Raw genomic sequence first — 20,176 nt, 5'->3', positions numbered from 1 at the left:
GACAAGTTAGTGGCTTGGTGCTATTTCTGCGACATAAATAGCCAGCGCATCATTAGCCTCTATTCTGGCCGTAAATCGCCCCTTTTCATCTACCTGATAAGTCTCGGCTGTGCAATTCCCACGCAAATCGAGATTGCCGTGAATCACATCACAATAAACCCCAGCAGGCAAAGACGTCTTGAATGTTTCAGTAATCGCAAATTCTTCGTGATTAATTACCAGGAATCCCTTATCGCCACGGCCAAATGCAATGGCATTGCCTTCATTTGTCCACCAGTCATTCAAAGGAGTATTAAAAACTGCATTATAAAATTTAACCATATTCGCAATTGCCGGAAAGCGATGCTGACAAACCCAATCTTTTGAGCAAACCTTTGTAAGCGGAGGGCCGGCATCGATGTGATTAAAACGATAGCCCGAATACACATTCGGCGAACCATAGGGATGAGCCAGCATAAAAATATTAGCCAATAGATAATTTTCCCCATCCTTATAGGTTAAAGTGGAATTGTTTCGCTCCGTATCCCAGTTATCGATAAAGCTGCGAGCAATCTCACCCGGTAAATAGCCCCAGGACTCGCCAAACGATTTCAGATAAGCCAGTTTCTCACGCTCAAAGATTCTTTTAAGGTCACGCCCATAGCGAAATTCGTCCAAGTCACCCAAATGACGATATTCCAATGGATGAATGGCTTCCCCTTCACTATAAATAACTTCCTGCACCCAAAAACTATTTTTCTTCAACCGTGCCCGGATAGCGCCAAGATCATCAGCCGAAATATGTTTGGCAGCATCCACACGAAATCCATCCACATTCAGATCAATTAAATGATTTAAAAATGATGCAATTGTACCTCGGACATAATCACTGCCCGTATCCAAATCGGCTAAAGAATCCAGCTCGCAGTTTTGTACGTTATCCCGATTGGAATAATCATCAATATTGCTGCGGCACCAGTGAAAATCCTGTATTTGATAGGTACCCGGATAATCATATTTGCTGTAACGCGTGCCATTAGTGCCTACGCCATAGCCTCTGGTCATATGGTTTACCACTACATCAGCAATCACCTTAATCCCTGCGGCGTGGCACTGTGCAATCATATTCTTCAGAGCTGACTCATCTCCAAGACGTCCGGCTATCTGGTAACTGACCGGCTGATAAGATGTCCACCACTGCGGGCCGCGGATATGTTCCTGAACAGGAGAAATTTCAACATAGCCATACCCTGTTTTTGCAAGCATTGGACATTCTTTTGCCACAGAGTCAAAAGGCCACTGGAACAATGTGACGGTCACTTTTTTTCTTGCTTCGGTTTGAAAATTATGGGCCCAACTGTATTCTGTGAAACTGAAAATTATACAAAAATACACTATACAATACGTCCATTTATACATATTTAAATCCCTATAAATTACTTTCATGGTAAACAAGTAATATTGGCTATTCATTGTATAAATGGAATACAGCCATTCCCGATTATATTAATTGATAATCTGTATTGAATAGTGCTTTATCCGTATGCGTATAAACCCTTTCAATTGGCAGAGGTCTTTTTACGGGAACTACCCTCGTTCTCTTTACTCTTCTTACCCATGCTTTTTTTCAAGAGGCTGATAAAATCAACCACATCGTCTTTCTGCTGTTTTTTAGCCGCTTTTCTGGGGCTTTTACTTAATTCCTCTGTTTTGGAATCAAGCCATTTCTGCAAGGCTTCCCGATAATCATCATGGTATTTTTCAGGCTCCCATTTATTACTCATGTCCTCAATTAATGAAACGGCCATTTTTATTTCCCGATCGCTTATTTTATAATTTTTTAAACTATCCGAAGGGAAGCCGAGGTCGCTTTCGTCACGTATTTCGTCTTTAAAATGAATCAGATTAAGCACTAATGCATTATCATGCGGCAGTATTAAACTTAAATATTCCTTAGTACGGATAATAACTCGTGCGACCCCTGCTTTTTTGGTTTTTTTTAAGGCTTCCCGGAGTAAGACGTAGGCCTTTTTATTTTTGCTTTCAGGAACGATATAATAGGCTTTGTCAAAATAAAGAGGATCGATTTCCTTAGCGTCAATAAATTCATCAATATCAATGGATTTAAAAACGTCAGGCCCTGCTTTTTCAAAAGCCTGTTCATCAACCACAACATAATGATCTTTTTCATATTCATACCCCTTGACTACATTATTCCAGTCGACCACTTCACCCGTGTTACTATTAACGCGCTGATAGCGGATGCGCGCATGATCTTTGGCGTCAATTAAATGAAAACTTAAACTTTTTCGTTCCTCAACCGATACAATTCCAACAGGAATAGAAACCAGACCAAAAGAGATATCCCCTTTCCAGATCGCTCGCATGGTTTTTTCTCCTGATTTTCATGTCTATTTTTTAATTATAGGAAACTCTTCAGATTTGAACTGAATTAAGAGAATTCGGATAGTCTTATTCAAATCAGCACCAGCCCCTCAATAGTGTCAGTTAATTGTTAAATTTTATATCAAACTTGCACATCATTTGACTAAGAATTATAAAATAAATACAATACGGCTGCGCCCGACTAACCAGACTGCCAAGATGATTGAATTACTGATTGAAGCCGCACACGCGCTGGGTCACTTTCTGTTTGTTGTATTGAGTGGATTGAAACGAATTGGAGAAATTTGTTTCTATTTTACCCGCGATACATTTAGAGCACACTTCAACCTGATTGCTCAAAAGACCGCACCATTCGAGCAGGAAATTCTCAAGAAAACGCCTCCCAAACCGTCTGATTTAAATATTTTAGGCCAACTGGCCTTAACCATTATTCCGGTAACAGTTCTGAGCTGGGTATTGGCATTAACCATAGCGCCGCTCCTTTATAATTCAAGCCTGCTCTTAATCAGTTTTTTCATCCGGGCAAGCAATTTGGCTCTTCTGGATATACCAGAGAAAAAATTGCCTTCCCCCGAAGGCAGCATGCCCTGGTATCGGGTGATTTACGGCCTGCCAGGATTGGTATTCGGCACAGCAATAGGCCTTGTATCAGCCGGGATTATCGGCTTTGTTCGCAGCATCACTAATAGTTTTAAAACGATTCCGCACAGCTTTGCTTCCGTGGTTAATCTGGCCCTTGACGAAGACGATGAATTTGAGAAATGGGGATTAAACCGGGACAAACGCCCTTTTGTTCAAAAGTACATCATGGGGGCTTTTGGCCTTTTGCTTGGGGGAATGGCAGGAGCAATTGGATTTGGAATTGTCGGTATTGGACGAGTGATAAGCAACTCCTTTAAAACCACGCGAACTATTTTCATTTCTGAAATCAATCTGGTTCTGGATTCTGAGATTGAGGCAAAAGATCAGCGTTCCTGGGCACAAAAATACTTATTAGGGGCAATGGGGATTCCGGTTGGAGTTTTTTTAGGCACTTTGGGCTTTATCACCATTGGCTTTTCTCGCATTCTCAGCAACTCATGGCAGACAACAAAACGTCTTGCAATTTCTGGCGCCAATCTGCCAAGACATCCAAATGAACAATTGCCGGGCGGATTATCAGATGATCGCCGAAGTATTCTGCATCGCTATGTGCTGGGCCTTCCCGGACTAATCATTGGAGCCTTTGCAGCCTTATTGGCTATGGGTGTCAGCAGCATCAGGCGAATAATTATTGAAAGTGCCAAAACAACAGCAACTGTGTTTATTGAAATAAGCCGGTTCGCATTGGAAGAAGAAACAGAGAACCTTTCTCTTCTTCCTGATCTTCGGCCCGAGCGGCGCTTTGTTGATCGTTTTCTGTTTGGCGCTCCAGGACTAGTGCTTGGTACTATCGCCGGAAGCTTGTCTTTTCTGGTGATTATTGCGGCCCGAATAATCAAAAACTCAGCAGAAAGCGCAATACTGGGATTCGCGGCAGTGACCAATCTCGCACTGGATGAAGAAGACGAATTGGATGAGGGTAAACTCGCTAATGATAAACGAAGCTTTAGCAATCGATATATTCTAGGGGGCTTTGGTCTGATTTTAGGGGCGGCAGCTGGAACACTTGGTTTTACGACAGTCCTTTTGGCCAGAATCATCCATAATTCAATTCAGACAGCAATGACTGTTAGCACTTCTGCTTATAAACTGGCCCTGAATCAACAGAACAATGCGATAAAAGACGATGACAGACCCGGTTTTCATAAATATATTCTGGGTTTCCCCGGCTTAATCCTGGGTTTATTCACAGGTACCCTAGCCTTTACTATCGGCTGGATCCAGCGGGTTATAATCGAAAGCATTGTCTCCCTGCAGGAAGCGTTTACCGTCGTGGTGAATCAGGCCTTACCAGAGGCTATTGAGCTTGAAGATAACAAACGACATCCACTCGATCGTTTTATCTTTGGAAGTTTAGGTTTGGCCGCCGGCGCTATACTTGGTTTTGCAGGCTTTTTGGCCATTGGAGTGGCCCGTATTATCGTCAACTCCGCAGAAAGTGCCGCACATAGCTTTGCATCAGTAACTAATCTGGCACTGCATAAAGACGACCGCATTAAAACTTTTGGTTTAAACCAGGACAAACGCCCTCCTCATATCGCATATGGTCTGGGACTTCCGGGTATTATTCTGGGTGGAATTGCCGGTATGGTGGGCTTTATTGATGTCGCTTTGGGGCGAATCATCAGCAACTCATTCCAAACGGCATTTAGTCTTAGCGTTTCAGCAATTAATCTCGTAGTGCATAAAGAAATTAAAGCCGGTCTGCAACATGAAACCCGCACTCCCTTCCGCACTTATGTACTCGGTCTTCCGGGCTTAATCATCGGTATTATCCCTGCGGCAATCAGTTTTCTAATCGCGGGTTTAAGACGAGTAATTATTGAAACGGCGAAGACTGGTAAAGACGTTGCCGAACTCATTGTCGATAAGGCGCTTCCCGAAAACTTAAAGAATAAAAAATCAGTTCAGCAACGCCTGTTCTATGATATCTATCTTTTTGGCGCAGCGGGTTTTATTGCCGGTTCAATCATCGGAGGCATGGGATTTCTTGCAATTGGAGCAATTCGTGTTATCAGTAATTCACTGGAAACCGCTTTTCGCATGACAATTAGCGCTATCAATACCGTGAATTATGATCAGGAGATCATCACTGGTGATTTGCAGCATGACCCTCGCAGTGGGGCCCGCAAGTTTGGCTTTGGATTTCCCGGTTTAATTTTAGGAAGCATCTCTGCGTCTATTGCCATACTCTTCACAATTACCCGGCGCATTGTAATTGAAAGCGCGATTACCGGAAGTGTGGTATACGAAGCCGTGGTGAATGAAGCACGTTCGGTAAGAACAAAAGAGGACGTGAAAAGAGAAAGATCCTTAGTCAATCAGGTTTTAGGACTGCCAGGCATCCTTGCGGGTCTCGCAATTGGTGCACTAGGTTTCTGTCTGGTTGGAGCCAGACGCATACTAACCAATAGCGCGGAAAGCTTCGTTCGTGTCCTGATTTCCACGACTAATCTGGCACTTGATCCAGAAGACGAGAATACCGAATATGGATTGAAAAAAGATCCTCGTCCATTATTTCATACTTATGGTTTGGGGTTATCTGGAGTGGTTCTTGGCGGGCTCGCCGGCGGATTGTCATTTTTAGCAGTCGGTATGGGCCGGGTAATAAGCAATTCGTATACGACCGCAGTCAGTTTAAGCCTTTCAGCCTATTATCTGATAACCCCTGCTAACGGAAATAAAGCAGGTCTTGATGATGACTCCCGCTCTGTTTTTAGAAAATTCATCCTGGGCTTTCCGGGTTTACTCATCGGAAGTATCAGCGCAGGATTTGCTATCCTGGCTGCAGTTACTCAACGAATCATTGTGGAAAGCGGGCACACCGCTGTTGAAAGCTTTATTTACCTGCAGAACTCCACCGTTTCTCCAGAGGAAGAAATTCCTCCGCCAGCTATTCCGCGCTCTTTTGCCAATCGCTTTCTATTCGGTGCTCCAGGCCTCTTGCTTGGGGGAATCCCCGGCGCCTTTTTTGTAACAATTTCCATTATGGCGCAAATAGTCGCCAATAGCATTCAAAGCGGCAAATGGACTTATATTGTCGTTGCCAATCTGGGGTTGAGTAAAGAAAATGAATTCGATTATCCCGACCGGCAAGAAGAAGCCAAGCGTTCTCTGCTCAGTAAAAGTCTTCTGGGCTTACCGGGAATTGTTATCGGTTCGATTCTGGGAGCTTTAACCCTGTTAACAATTGCCAGCGCCAAACTCGTCTATCATAATGCGCGAAGTTTTCTAAGCCTTTCCGGCTCAATCCTCAATGGCTCACTTGAATTACCTGTTTTCTCCGGATTAGCAGGCGATAAGCGTGATAACCTGTCCAAAACAGTGGGAATCTTCGGCTATGCGCTCGCATTGACCGCGGCCCTGCCTGTTGCCGCCACGATTTTATTTTTCAGAAAAGTGGTGCCAGTGATCATAGCACTGGTGTTTGGTTTCGTTTGCGCTCCTCTGGTTGCCGCATTGAAGGGATTAGCTCTGGCCGTGAAGAAGCCCCGTTTTGAACCAGAAGCACCTGCTGAAGATCTCAGAGAGCAGCAATTTAAAAATATTTACTCCTCATTAACTCCCTGGGGACAGCTTCCTGAGAACAGTCAGATCAGGAGCGATGGAAATGGGCGCAAAGGGGCTGTTTGCTTTACCCGTAAAGCATTAACCTTTAACACTTCCACCATGACAGAATATTGCCTCGATCAGTTGCTGGAAGCTTATCGCCAGAGCGCTGACAAAGAGAATTTCTTTGAACAGGAATTTCCTGCAGAAGTCCAGAAAATCAAAGCGCATTATCAGGTATTCAGCTTTATTGAGCTACAGCAGGAAGTCGAGATGCGGGAAAAACAGATTGACGAAATTGCACAATTTGTTAAGGACTATGTGAACAGAAAAGTATCTCAGGTTCCTAACATCTATTCCAAACCCGAAAACTCCTGGTCCTCAATATTCTGGGGTAAACCTGCAACGGAGGAAGCCGAAGGGCCTTCGACTCTGCAACCAGGCGCTTCTTTCTAATCCCCGCGCACTCAAGTATCACTACTGAACAAAGCTGGTGATACTTGGCCTATAATAAGACACAACAGAGAAAGTTAATCGCTTATTCATGTTTAACTATCCATTAAAGAAAATAATTATCAGGGAAGACAATGAACGATTTTTTCTTGGGAATGATGTACCTGCCTATGGGTTTTCGCGGCCTTTTGACAAAAGGGTTGAAGCGTTTTGTTATATTACCAGTATTATTTAATTTTCTGCTTTTCGCGGGAATTTTCTTCCTTCTTTATCACTATCTTTTCCCTTATGCCTATTATTACCTGAATCAATTGCCTGACTGGCTTCATTTTTTAAATATGCTGTTTTTAATTATCTTTTGCATTAGCTTCTTTTTGCTTTTTCTCTCCATGTTTACAGTATTTTTTAACATCATTGCGGCACCTTTTAACGGCTTGCTCGCGGAAAAGGCTCAACTGTTGTTATATGGAAGTACTATTCCAGGCCTGTCCTTTAAAGACATTGTATTTCGTACTATCAAACGGCAAGTGCAATTTCTGGCCTATTTCTTACCGCGATTCCTGGGAATGTGTCTGTTGTTTTTTGTTCCGGTAATCCATCCGGTGTATCCCTTTCTCTGGTTTTGGTTTAACGCCTGGATGCTGAGCGTTCAATATCAGGATTTTGCTATGGACAATAATCTGATTGATTTCAGGGCAATGCGGCAGAAAATGAGAGAAACCCGCTTACAAAGCTTGGGTTTTGGCTTTTCAATCAACCTGGCCAGTTTTATTCCCCTTCTCAATCTTTTTTCCATGCCCGCCGCAGTGATTGGCGGTGTGATGCTTTTCTGCGAGCGTCATCAGCAGTTAGTCATTAAATCTAACAAAAACTTACTCATAGATCCGCTCTAACTTGTTAGTTTCAGCCTTAGACTGGAAAGAGAGCCTCGGCCAAGGCTCTCTCTTCTGTTGAATCAAGACAATAATTTCTACCAAGATCCCGGCTGAATAGAATTTCATCAACATGTAAATGCTCTTTTATACCGTTTACATGAAAATTAAAATCATCATCTGATAGTAATAAACTAATTTTAGGCCCGGGAAAGAAGCTTGGGAACCCATGATTGTTATTACCATGAGCAAGTCCTGAATAAAAGAGATATGGCTTGGATTGATGTTCCTTATTAAATATCCTGCGGGCGTTTTCGTCAAAAATACAATCCCTTTTTTTGTAATACGCATCCCAGTCTTCTTTGGTAGGATGCCGAAAATACTCAGGGCTTCCCTCTCTGGCCTTTTTACAGTCCAGTACAACTACTCTGATTCCCGCCTGAATTGCTGCTATAGCTACAGCTTTAGTATGATCATTCCCACGAATTACCACTGCGTCTAAAGCGGCGACTCCTTCACTATTCAGGGCGCTATCAAACAGGTGTTGATCCTCATCGTCAGCAAATTCAAAGAAAAATGTCTTTATACCTATTTTTCTAAAATATTGGAAGTTAGCTATAAGGAATTCTTTAGGGAAAATATGATCATGATGTTCATTAATGAAAATACCTGGAGGAAACCCTTCGACAGAATTACTCTGGATTAGTTTTGCAATGCATGCATCCAGTTGTTTTAATTTCAATACTTGCCTTTCGGAAGCTTTAAAAAAACGGTCTTTTGGAAATTTGGATTGATTCATGATAATGATCTCATTAATTAATGAGCGCTTTATCTTGGTTTAAAAAAAAGCCATGAACAGTGTTCAGGCAGCGCATGAAATTTGATGCACTCAATTGCTTCATAATTCGAGCACAATGAGTTTAAAAAGACATTATGTAATTGAATTAGTCTTAAAATCAAGTTTTTATAAAACTCGAGCTTAAATCTATCCGCCGCTAGCTCCGGGATTCAAATCAAGCGATTGATCCTCCACAAGCTCTGGGTTGGTTTTAGTAATTTCTTCCTTCGCAGTTTTAAAGAAAGTATGGCCTGAGCTTTGTCCGAGAGAATGCCCTTTGGCTAGCGCCATTATGCCCAGGATTGCCAATCCGGGTAAGATGCCGGTTGCCACTACGAAGACAACAGCCTTCGCAACAAAATTATTCCAGCGCTCATCCCGATGTTGGCTTAACACCTTGTGACGAGAATCCAGCAGCCTATAAAAATTGCTGACCCGTTCGCTATGATCGGGGGCTGATTCTCTATCATTGAGCTTCTCAAACAAGTCAACGGTTATGCTGAATTTTTCAAGTAATTTATTATCTACCCCTGGATAACCTTTATTCAGAGCCTGTCTCCAGTTTTTTGGAAACGGCTCATTGGTCTTTGCTTGCTTTTGAATATCTTTCCATAGGTGCTGAAGGTAATTCTGCGTCAGCGGGGAAAGTTTTTTTTCAATCAGGATTAAACACTCGGCTTCGTCGGTATCATTATATTTCGCTTGGAGCTGCTTGTTGGCAGCTTCTTTCAGGCCTAATGCCGTCACATGAGCGTCTAATACAGCGCTTTGATTTTCCAGTTTTACGCGTTGCTTTTGAAGCTCTTCCTCAATTTGTCCAATATGCTGATCCCTCTGAATAATTTTCCCTTGCTGCTCCGCAATTAATTCCTCATTTTGTGCCAGAATGGATTGTTGCTCCTCGATTTTCTGTTGTTGTCTGGCAGTAATTTTTTCCAGCTCATCTACTCGCTCATACTGCTGTTCAACCTCTTTTTCCTTGGCCAGCAGAGCCGGGTCAGGAGTTCCCAATGCAATAGCCTGATAAGCCACATTGCTGTAAAACGCCTTGTTAGTCTCTCCACAAATAGCCTGAACTCTCTCCAGAGGTATTTTTTCCTTGTAAATATAGTCCGCGGTAGACTGTTTCAGAATAGTCTGCTTTTCAAATAATTCCCTTTGCATCTCTGTCAGATTAAGATCAAGATTAAATCCCTTAAAGTCGTCCAGACCGCGAATGAAATCATCCAGTGCCCGGTGCGTTTCAAGACTTTCATAGATTTTTTTTTCAACAGAAGTACTTTCAGCCCGCTGATTCTCCAGAGTTTCCAGCATTATCATATTGATTTGATCGAGATATGGTAAGACTTGCGGGGAAGAATTTCCTGTGCGGTTGCGGTAAGCATCCAGTTTCATGTAATAGGTTTCAGTCAACAATGCAAGTTTGCTGGCTGAAAACTGCTGCTCTTTGGCAGACAGAATTTCCTGCTGCATTTCGCGCAAAATAGCCTGAATTTCTTTTAACTCTGGATTGTCGAGTTTAAGAACAGGCTCTAATTGTTTAAATAAGTCATCCAAATGATGAAAACGGTCAATCTCTCTGAACACCTTGGAACTTTGCTCAATAAGCATTGCCTGTTTGGTTTGAAGCGTTGCTTTTAATCCTTTTTGCAGCTCATCTAAAATATTAGCGGCAAGCGGATATTTTGGCGCGGCTTCAGCGAAGGTTGCAAATGCCTGACTCACCGCATTAAACACCTCGCCACGTTCCTGGTCATTTCGAAATTCATTATTTAAATAAGCCTCACTGACTTCATGAATTAGAAACCTGAGTGCTTCCGACAAAAGCTCTTTTCCTGGCGACTCTTTCAATGCCTGAGCTAATTGATCCTGGTGAACTGAATCAGTCATTGATTGCGGCTGGGATAGCAGGTGCACATGCCTTGCCAGAATGCTGAATTGCCTGGATGCATTTTCAATCATATCGGCTAGAGTCGTATCTTCACCTAACTTCAGGAGATCATTTAAATAAAGCTGGGCATGTTCATAATTAAGAAAATTCTCACCAATGGCTTCAGAAGCCACTGAACTTAGGAATGTATCGTTATGCGCCTGATAATGAATGATACGATCATTTTTATTCAAACCGAACAGAGCCCAAATACCCTGCTCCTGGCCCAATACCGCATAGCCCGTATTATCAAAATGTTTGTAGGCCTCTCGATTTTTTATAATTTCGCTATAAACAGCTAAATATTCTTTATCCAGCCTGGCCTTATATTTTGCCGGATCATTCCTTAAGGCGAGCAAGGGCGAAATCAGTTCTTTCATTTCGTCACTAATTGGTGCATCCCTAAGGTCAGCATCCGATTTAAACTCCACATTATTTCTTCGATAAAAGTCCAAGAGTTTTAATACCAGCAAGTCCTGGACATGCGTGGTGACCCCTTTCTCCTTTGGCACCTCTCTGAATTGCTGATCCTTGGCATTGCCTGAGCCGGTCCCATGATGGCCTGGTAAGGATGTAAGCTTAAACACAGTGTCTGGTGAATCACAGGCAGGTACAATGGCTTTAAAGCAACGAGTCCTTTCATTTTGATAGACATATTGTTCATACTGCTTAACAATGCCAGGAATTCGATAAAAACGAGGGTCAACCCAGGCCACTGGCGCTCCGTGATAACGGCCGCCAGGTACCGGATCAATAGTGAACATGGAAATATTAGCGTCCTGAATATGCTTTCCAACATTCTCCAGATTGATCTTGCCTAGTCTTTCGGATAGTAGCGGTGTATTAAAAGCAGCTCGAGTATAGGGGCAAGGGCTTTTTTTAATTTCAGCGATCAAATCGACAGGTAGAGGGTCTTGCTTGAATAAATTCTGAATGCGCTCCATTTCATGGGCGGATAAAATTCCCTGAACCGCCCCACGACTGTGGGCTGCAATAGCGAAATCTTTCTCGCCGCGGCTGACCGCATCAATCATTGCGAGTACTCCGCGCGCGATACGATCACCCACTTCGGTACCTAAAGTCGTTGGTCCATCGATAAGAATTTGTTCATCGCTGACTAGATGCTCTACCTTATCACTCACAAGATAATCACGCGGCGTGCTTGCTACCGCATTGGCAGCGCCGCTTAAACTTTCACCTCGCGGATAGAAGGGATTAGTGCCTTGAATATGCTCTGTATCGGTGCCCAGATAGGTGACTAAAAATGTCATGATGTACCACTTAAACACTATTTGTATTTATTTTAGTACCTTTTGCAAGGAAAGACAGAGATTAAGCCTTCAGGCTCTCTAACCACATCAAAAATAAGTTATCTTTATTTAATTGTCTGGTGAATTTAGTATTCTCATTGAGCCAGCGCTCTAATCGGCCTTCACTCCAGCTCGTTATAATTTCCGGAAAAATATAATTTTTTTGACAAATAGTGGGTGTATGGCCCAATAATTCTGCAACTTCTTTTATTATAGATTTAACTTTTGCAGAGGAATCAGCCTCTGAAAATGAGATTGACAGACATCGACAAAAGGTTTCACGACTGGCAATCCAGGTGCGAAAATCCTTCGCGGTCAGAGGAAAATTGGTTAGAGATTGGAGATAATAATTGATGTCCTGCGAGGTGATGCAATTGATATTCTTATTTTCATCATAATATTTAAAGATTTCATACCCCGGAATTTCTTCGCATTTTTTAAGAATTTTGATAATTTTCTTATTATCAAGGACAATTTCCCAGGCTTTGGAATTTTTACCAGTGAAATTAAATATGGCTTTGGAGCCATTGATTGAAAGATGCTTTTTTCTTAAGGTGGTAATCCCATACGTCTTGTTCTCTTTTGCATAGATTCTATTGCCAATTCTGACCCCTGATTTATCCAGTAGATAAATGATGGCACAAATGATCTGCTTTTTGTTTAAAGAAGGCGGCTTTCCAAGTTCATAAGCGATATGATTGCGTATTGTGGAAATAGCGCGCCCAAAATCGGTCATAGAGGTGAATTTTAACCTGTCTCTGACTTCTCGCCACAGGGGATGATAATGATACTGTTTTCGATTTCGGGCATCCCGGCCAGTCGCCTGAATGTGCCCATTAGCGAAGGGACAGATCCATACGGAATGATAGGCAGGAGGAATTCTTAAAGACTTAATCCGCTGCAATTCATCGCTTTGGGTAACTCGACGGCCATCAGGATAATAAAATGCATAGCCTTTACCGCATTTTCGACGTCTTATTCCAGGGATTGAATCATTGACATAGCGAAGAGCCGCCATCCTGGCGATTTTTTCGCATTCCTCACTGGTATAAATCGAGTTATCGCTAATGGTATTCTCCGTTAACTCCTTACATTAATCTTAGGCAATTAAGGCTTAACGGACAAATGAATGAATACAAAAGGGGCTACTGGTAATGGCAGGCCATTACCAGTCATGAAATTATTTCGAGCTGAGGGGAACCCAGGTTACTGTGCAGTTGGTATAAACTGCTTCGGGTGCCGCAGGAGAATGATCTTTAATGGTGATATTGGCATCAACAACTAACTTGCCATCGCCTTCGGGGGTTCGCGTAGTCATATGGAACAAGGCATAACAGCTATCGAGATAGGTTTGATGGTAATAATAACCATCCCCTATTAAAAACCAGTTTTTGGGCCCGTGACTATAGGAATTACTGGTCTGCGTCTTGTTTAAGGTCGCGCAATGAGCGAGATCAAAAAAATCGGTAGTTGAAAAACATGCTCTCAAGTAAGGAGGCCTGATGATCTCAGAGCTGGGATGAATGTTAAATTCTATAGTTTGTTTGAAATTGCCAGCAAATCCGGTTGTGGCAGCCATGAGTAAAACGACTGAACTAAATTTCTTCATGATCCTTGAATTACGGCTTAATGGGTGGGATTAAAAATATAACAGCTAACCGAATTGTTTAGCAAGTAGATTCAGCGATGTGCTTAAAGTTCTATATCAGACTTGTAAATTTACTAGTATAATGAATATAAATCATTTTTTTGCAAGGATTAGCGATGGAGTATCAAAAACTTAATCCGCTGGCATTGGCTATAACCACCAGTATGCTCGCGGGAATAGCAACTTTCTGTGCAGGCTTGCTGGCATTCTGGATGTATACAGGCAAACCCCTGGTTGCCATGTTTGGGAGCATGTACATTACTATCATCCCCACAATTACCAATGTCTGCATTGGAACTGCTTTAATTATCGTGGCAGGATTCCTGGCTGCTTATATTTTTTCCTGTGTTTATAATCTGGTCCTCGACTTTCTTTAATTCTGAAAGGCTTTCCCGGTATCCTGCATGTTGGTTGGGCTCTTGGCCCAACATAAAATTCTGGAGTAGCCCAACTTACAATAATTCTTTAACTTAATGGCAGTGCCTCCGAGAGTCTCATTCCTGTTCTTTGGGAATTGGTAAAGTGACCCAAAAAGTAGAACCAATACCAACCTCACTTTCCAGGAATATATCCCCACCCATTGCTGCAACAATCTGGTTGACGATATAGAGCCCTAATCCAAGACCTCTTACTGCACTTTTATGATTAACTCGTTCAAACTTTTTAAATATCTTTTCTCTATCCTCTGGAGCTATACCAATTCCGAAATCCTGCACCATTATTTTTAATATTCCAGCCTTATCAGCAAGCAGCTGTACATTGACCGGATTCCCTTTTCCATACTTTAAAGCATTAGTAATTAAATTTGTTACTATCTGCTCAATCCTAAATGGATCCCAAAAACCCACCATGGAAATGCCTTTATAAGAAACTTTACTATCAAACCTTTTTGTTATTTTTAATAATAATTTATTAAGATCAATTTTTTGAGGTTTGAAAAATAAGAACCCTTCTGAAATAGCCCTAGTATCTAAAATTGAATCAATCAAGTTTTCAAAAGTTTCAATTTGCTCTAGCCAGGTATCGAATAAGTTATTGCGCTTTATTTCCTCGAACTTTCCTTGTTCTATTAATATTTTACCTGTCTGTGCATTCATTTTGCTGCAGGCTAAAGAATTTTTTAATTCATGGCTTAGGAGTGATAAAGATTCTTCTCTAATACAAAGCTCATCTTTGAAATTTGTCATTTGCGCTCTTTGCTTTCTGAAATTTAGTTGCGTGTTTTCCCGCTACAGAAAACTGAGTTTTAGCTTCTATCTGCTTATTATTGCAGTCCGACGCATTAGGGAAAGTTTAAGAGGGTTATGTTCCGAAGCAGGCGGGTCTTTGGAGAAAATCGGGAGCTTTTGGGTTTAGAAAACAAAATATTTGAACATTTCGAGATCGATTTCAAGATTCGCTTAAGATAAAAAATTGAATGATAAAAAAAACTGCCTTTTAAATATATAATGGCTATCAAGTATACCCTTTTATCGAGATTGATTGATCAGAGTATACTAAAACAATGAGCATGTCTCGTATTAAACCACTTGTTTTGCCATTATCAGAAAATCCTCGATACTTGAAAACTTGCCGGGGAGCGTCAGGAGTCTTCCGCCAATTTGTATTTTAACGACTTTCTTAACAAGATCGTATTTTTGGATAACAGCTAATAATTCGAGTTTGAGAACAGGGTATAGCCACTGGATTATACTAAATATACCTGATTCAGGTGTTATCACTCAGCGAACAATTATGTCAGCATTATCTCCCACACTTAAAATTATAGTGAATACTATCACTTTCATCAGTATCTAAATCATGTTGTTTTTTTTGGTCCAACTCAATAGATTTAATGCATTCAGGCGGGATATTATCGAAACAGATATAACTATCATTGTCTTCAGGATCTGTTTCTACATCATACTGATCAGGATCGATATCGATTTCTAAATATTTGACCCCTACGTTAAAACTATCTTTTATCAGTTCACTATAGAAAGTAACATTACTCTTCTTCGTGAAGTGAATACAGGGTTTTTTCCTATAGTGACTTGCTTCTGATTCAGAGCCGTAAATTTCAGCATAGTCAACTTTATGATCTAAACCATATTTATTTTTGCCGCGCTGATTGATACGCAAGCCTTCGTTTTTGATTTTCTTGTAATTAGCAAGAGCAGTTGCATGGTAAAATTTCATTATAGAGACCTCAAACACCCAATAAGATCTATTTTAATTCTATTTGATTAAATATCATATAGAAAAATTAAAAATAAAATGCCATATAATTGAGTATTTTCTCTAATATTCAAACTTGGTTTGCCAATTACATAGGAATGAGGCGCTTAAGTTTTATATTTTAGATAGCATTACTAAAGTCAGGAAGAAAACCGATGTCAACACGCTCTATAGCTATTAAAAAAATCAGTAGACCAAATACCGAGTTCATTAATAAAGCGCTTCCTGGATTTCACTATTCCGATACGTTTTCAGGAGCCCTTTCAGCTGACTCAAATCATTCCATTGAAAGAGTAGCAGAACTCTTTTTTAATTCTTCGCCTGAATGGGCACGAAAGCTGCTGTATCTTAGAAACAGGCTGGTAGGCTGCTGCGGTTTGAAAATAAGGGATATACCTTTAAATAAAGAGCTCGAAATTAATTTGATCATCGGAGAGAGAGTCGGACTCTTTAAACTGTATGACTTTACCGACGATGAGTTACTTTTTGGGGAAGATGATAAACATTTGGATGTGAGGATTATTATCCAACGAACGACCCAAAGCATCCAGCTAACTACACTTATTCAATTTAAAAATGCCTGGGGAAAGCTTTATTTTAATATTATAAGAATTTTTCATCAGCAGATTATTAAATCCCAACTCAGAAATCTGATCACACAAATGAATTATGATGAGCATAGAAAGGGTTAGGGCTTGGATAATTTCTCATTAGATTGACTTCTGCTATTAGAGAGTGATATTCTAATACTAGCTTGAAAATGTCTATTTTATACTCTAATCGTCGATTTATTCATTTAATCCCTCATTCGTTAGTTTTAATTTTTGATCTGTTCCGGCTAACTTTCGCCTTTACGGCATTACAAATAAACACTATTAAGGATACTTATGTCTAAAACAGTAACTGGAGTCGTTAAATGGTTCAACGAAACCAAAGGTTTTGGTTTTATTGAGCAAGAAGGTGGTCCAGACGTATTTGCTCATTTCAAAGAAATTCAAGGTTCTGGCTTCAAAACCCTCACAGAAGGTCAGCGGGTACAATTCGTTGTTACTCAAGGTGCAAAAGGTCTTCAAGCGGAAAATATAGTTGCTATTTAATTAGTTATGCCCTCATTCCGCTGTAAAGTTTTAGCCGAACCATTGGGATTCGGCTAAAACTTTTTATCTCTTCAATTGAGCGAATACACAGCAAATATGAGCTCATGGTTGAGACTTATTTTGCTCAATAACTTGTTCTTCACTCTCTTTGGGCGACACTTTTTCTGCCGCTTGTTTCCATATCGTAAATGTCAGACTTTTTTTCTTCTCTAATGTATGAATAAATTTTTCTTGGGCTTTTTCCAGGTTTTCACAAAAAATCGGGTCTTTATCGAGTTGCTGGATGACAGGAGTAAGCAAATCAGGGTTGGCTTTATATAAATTGGAAAGTATGTAGAAGACAGTTGACTCCTTCGCTTGATCAAGCTCGCTGAATATTTCTTTGAACGCTTCGATTACTGCTGGATTTTTAGAAAATTCTTCACGATCACTCAAGGAGTCAGGCATTAAATTCCTGGAAGAAATTTCATTGATATACTCAAAAAAAATCTCCGATTGTAATGCCAGTAATTTACTAATATGCTCATCCGTCATCTTGTCCTGAAGACGCAGCCTTTCTGTTTGTAAAAGTGATTTATATCTAGATAGACTAGCAGAATAGTAAAGCGTCGCATACAGCGGTTTATAGTCCAATTCCCAATACTTACGCACATCTATAAATCGGTGTTTGCAGCGTTTATTTAACTCTAGTGCTTCACCAAGAAATTTCCTGGTTATTGTACTGTTCTTAACAAATGTGTTGGCTTTCTTTTTGCCAAGGTATTCTCTTAATCTTGACAAACCAGGTACCTGAGAAGCTCCTTGTTCCATAAATTTCGTCATTGAATGGATGTAACGCTCGAAATGCTTTGGATTACTCGGCTTACCGTGGCCTTTATTAACATGTGAATTAAGAACAGCTGGATCGCCTGTTGGTGTGGTAACCAGGGTGGCCAACTCGGCGTTATTGTTCTGACGAAATTTTTTATAGAAATCCAATGCCACACTTACGATAACATTATTATCATCCATATTATGCAACAGCAAAACGGGTTCCGTGATTTTTTTAATTTCATTATCTTCTGCAGGATTTAGATAAATAGCCAGATCTCCTCCCCTGTATTGAATATCCACTTCGCTATTCTTTTGACTAGATAGCATCCCAGCATGGGAAATATAACCATCAAATGTTTTTGGATACAGTTCAGCATGTCTTACCGTCATTAATCCGCCGAAACTACCCCCTGTGAGAAAGACGGGTTTGTCTTTCAAAATGGATAAGCGATTATCAATTAATTCTGGTTTATCTTTAATAACAGAATAAAAATAATTCACACATGCCTGGATTTTTCTGAAAAGCTCTTCAGGCATCTGAAATTGATGTACATTCAGTTCGAGTAAATCAGGTAAATTTAGCAGTATCGTTACAATGTTTTTCTCAACAAAGGGCTTACTGAATGGCGATAATTGAGAACTGGAAAATTTAAAAGCCGATTTCTGTCTGTCCTTGGCTTCATTACCTCCATATATCCATACCATAATTTTTTTTGTTTCATCATTACCGTGAGGAATGCGTATATTGTATCCTATAGGTATATCGTTAAACGTCAGTGGAGCTCCCTTTCTAATTTTAATATCAGGAAACAGCGATTGGTTATACTCATTATTTAAGTCATAACCATCATTATTATAGATAACATCATAAATGACCTTTCCTTCTTCTGCAGAGGAATCCTGCTTGTTTGTCATTGCTTCGTCCTGATTCTTTTGTTCTGTAAGAAAAACCATTTGAGGTATCCGACTGGTAAACTCTTTATAAAGATACGCTTGAATCTGTATAAAAACTTTTCTATCGACCGGCTTTTTTTCTTCATTCAGTATGCTAAGTAAATAAGATAAATCAGCCTCACTAAACGAAGCGGGAATTTTGGCACCTTTTTCGAGTAATCGGAGAATAAGTTCCTTATCTTTCTTTTCCAGAGCATGAATTAAAGGTTTATGATTAGGAACATTGACATCAATATCACTTCTGGCAAGTAGACGTTTGATACTATCATCCACCCAGGGTTTATATTGGGATTTTTCTTTTATCAGATAGCTTAATAAAGACTGCTGTGCCACCTCTAATCCGAAAAAGTTGGATGTATAAACAGTATTTAAACCAGGATAATTTTCATCGCCAAGCAGTCTCTGGAAAAATGGCTCAGACTTCGTGCGAGATTGAAAGCTATTCACGTTCTCATACAATTGAAGTACTAGCGGCTTTGTATCACTTCTTGACGATATATTATGCTTAAGGGCAGAAAATTTTATTAGGGTAGTGAAGGTATTATCGTCATAGTTTTCAAAGAAGTGTTTCTCAAGATCAGGCATTAAAAATTGAAGAACATCAGCATCAGCCGGAATCTCCCCTGTTTCCAACTTCTTCCTGACAAAATTTATCGCATCTATCTGTTCTCTACGCTTCAACATTAATAATACAGGCACCCCTAAAACCCCTGACCTGAAATATCCAAGTAAGGTTTCATTTGTTAATTCGTTATTGTTTATAATTTTCCTTAAGGCGAGTGTATTTGATACTTTCGGGCCAGGAACCTCTTTAAGAAAAGATGCAAATATCGAGGCGGCCTTTTTTTGTTCTTGACTGACCATTTCATCTGGTTGTGTTGAATCTCTTTGAATGGCATAGTGAAGGTAGTCACTGACTCCTGACTCCAGCTTTAACTGATTAAATAACTCGGCAAATTGTTCAATCTCAGGTGCTTGCGTAGCCTTTGGCAATTTTTGGTAGAAAAATTCGATAAGCGGATAACAAGGGAGGGAGGGCGTTTCAATTTGCGAAAGATACTCAGCAAAGGCTTTCATTTCCTCTTGCTTGTCTTTAAATCGATTCAAATATAGAATTAAGGAACCTTTCTTGTCATCCTTGTCATTTTTTTCAACCTCTTTTTGTATGCTTAATAAACTAGCCAGCGGATATCCGGCATCTAAAATAGCATTAACTATAATCGTATAGTGATCATCCCAGGGGCGTCTCATCTGACCAGGATATTGGCGTGACTCAAGTATAAGCTTTACCATATCATCGGTTGGCTGCGTCCCGTCCCATAATGAAATAATCTCCTCTGCTATCTCAGGAGAATTGGAAGCACGAAAGTGAGAAATAAGGTGTTTTAAATCCATCGTTGCCACTGCTTTTCAGAGCGCTATGTATTGATTATATACAATCACCCACATTTAACTCAATGTTAGTCAT

At 40.5% G+C, this 20,176-nt stretch carries 14 protein-coding genes; 5 read left to right on the top strand and 9 right to left on the bottom strand.

The features are described from left to right. Positions 1 to 6: 6 nt before the first annotated feature. The gene (locus DYH61_RS03950; protein WP_200823632.1) at positions 7 to 1,245 is read right to left on the bottom strand and encodes an alpha-amylase; all 1,239 of its coding nucleotides are present in this window, start codon (positions 1,243 to 1,245) and stop codon (positions 7 to 9) included. Between the two features lie 293 nt (positions 1,246 to 1,538). Then, positions 1,539 to 2,366: a non-homologous end joining protein Ku gene (ku, locus tag DYH61_RS03945; protein ID WP_058506236.1), complete on the bottom strand. Its 828-nt coding sequence runs from the start codon at positions 2,364 to 2,366 to the stop codon at positions 1,539 to 1,541. Between the two features lie 157 nt (positions 2,367 to 2,523). Here ku and DYH61_RS03940 point away from each other — a divergent pair, with 157 nt between their 5' ends. Then, entirely contained in the window at positions 2,524 to 7,032 is a 4,509-nt protein-coding gene (locus DYH61_RS03940) for a hypothetical protein (RefSeq protein WP_133129114.1), read from the top strand. 131 nt (positions 7,033 to 7,163) lie between these two features. Then, positions 7,164 to 7,922, top strand: a complete 759-nt coding sequence (cysZ, locus tag DYH61_RS03935; RefSeq protein ID WP_058506234.1) for a sulfate transporter CysZ — start codon at positions 7,164 to 7,166, stop codon at positions 7,920 to 7,922. 16 nt (positions 7,923 to 7,938) lie between these two features. Here the strand turns inward: cysZ and DYH61_RS03930 are convergent, their stop codons facing one another. The 4 genes from DYH61_RS03930 to DYH61_RS03915 all read right to left on the bottom strand — a co-directional run bounded on the left by DYH61_RS03930 (position 7,939) and on the right by DYH61_RS03915 (position 13,588). Then, a complete protein-coding gene (locus DYH61_RS03930) occupies positions 7,939 to 8,700 on the bottom strand; it encodes a TraB/GumN family protein (RefSeq protein ID WP_058506233.1) in 762 nt (253 codons plus the stop codon). Positions 8,701 to 8,886: 186 nt separating this feature from the next. Beyond that, entirely contained in the window at positions 8,887 to 11,940 is a 3,054-nt protein-coding gene (locus DYH61_RS03925) for a hypothetical protein (protein WP_058506232.1), read from the bottom strand. Positions 11,941 to 12,001: 61 nt separating this feature from the next. Beyond that, a complete protein-coding gene (locus DYH61_RS03920; RefSeq protein WP_058506231.1) occupies positions 12,002 to 12,997 on the bottom strand; it encodes a DNA topoisomerase IB in 996 nt (331 codons plus the stop codon). Positions 12,998 to 13,159: 162 nt separating this feature from the next. After that, the gene (locus DYH61_RS03915) at positions 13,160 to 13,588 is read right to left on the bottom strand and encodes a hypothetical protein (protein WP_133129115.1); all 429 of its coding nucleotides are present in this window, start codon (positions 13,586 to 13,588) and stop codon (positions 13,160 to 13,162) included. A gap of 155 nt (positions 13,589 to 13,743) precedes the next feature. Between DYH61_RS03915 and DYH61_RS03910 the strand changes: the two genes are divergently transcribed. Further along, positions 13,744 to 14,004 carry a hypothetical protein gene (locus tag DYH61_RS03910; RefSeq protein WP_058506229.1) on the top strand — a complete coding sequence of 87 codons (261 nt, stop codon included), beginning with the start codon at positions 13,744 to 13,746 and terminating at the stop codon, positions 14,002 to 14,004. Positions 14,005 to 14,121: 117 nt separating this feature from the next. Here the strand turns inward: DYH61_RS03910 and DYH61_RS03905 are convergent, their stop codons facing one another. After that, a complete protein-coding gene (locus DYH61_RS03905) occupies positions 14,122 to 14,814 on the bottom strand; it encodes a sensor histidine kinase (RefSeq protein ID WP_058506228.1) in 693 nt (230 codons plus the stop codon). A gap of 556 nt (positions 14,815 to 15,370) precedes the next feature. Next, positions 15,371 to 15,805, bottom strand: a complete 435-nt coding sequence (locus tag DYH61_RS03895; RefSeq protein ID WP_058506226.1) for a hypothetical protein — start codon at positions 15,803 to 15,805, stop codon at positions 15,371 to 15,373. A gap of 194 nt (positions 15,806 to 15,999) precedes the next feature. On the opposite strand from DYH61_RS03895, the gene DYH61_RS03890 reads away from it, so the two are divergent. Together DYH61_RS03890 and DYH61_RS03885 are read left to right on the top strand one after the other, a co-directional pair. Then, the gene (locus tag DYH61_RS03890) at positions 16,000 to 16,536 is read left to right on the top strand and encodes a DUF2867 domain-containing protein (protein WP_058506225.1); all 537 of its coding nucleotides are present in this window, start codon (positions 16,000 to 16,002) and stop codon (positions 16,534 to 16,536) included. A 195-nt stretch (positions 16,537 to 16,731) separates the two neighbouring features. After that, on the top strand, positions 16,732 to 16,941 hold the full coding sequence (locus DYH61_RS03885; protein WP_058506224.1) for a cold-shock protein: 210 nt from the start codon (positions 16,732 to 16,734) through the stop codon (positions 16,939 to 16,941). Between the two features lie 102 nt (positions 16,942 to 17,043). Here DYH61_RS03885 and DYH61_RS03880 read toward each other — a convergent pair whose 3' ends face one another. Further along, positions 17,044 to 20,103 (bottom strand): alpha/beta hydrolase family protein, encoded by a 3,060-nt coding sequence (locus DYH61_RS03880; RefSeq protein ID WP_058506223.1) that lies wholly within the window; start codon positions 20,101 to 20,103, stop codon positions 17,044 to 17,046. Positions 20,104 to 20,176: the final 73 nt, after the last annotated feature.

Origin of the sequence: Legionella quinlivanii, from assembly GCF_900461555.1 — a bacterium.
In the GTDB taxonomy this organism is placed as follows: Bacteria; Pseudomonadota; Gammaproteobacteria; order Legionellales; family Legionellaceae; genus Legionella_C; species Legionella_C quinlivanii.
Note: the sequence above shows the minus strand (reverse complement) of the source record. Positions and strands in the feature narration are given on the sequence as shown.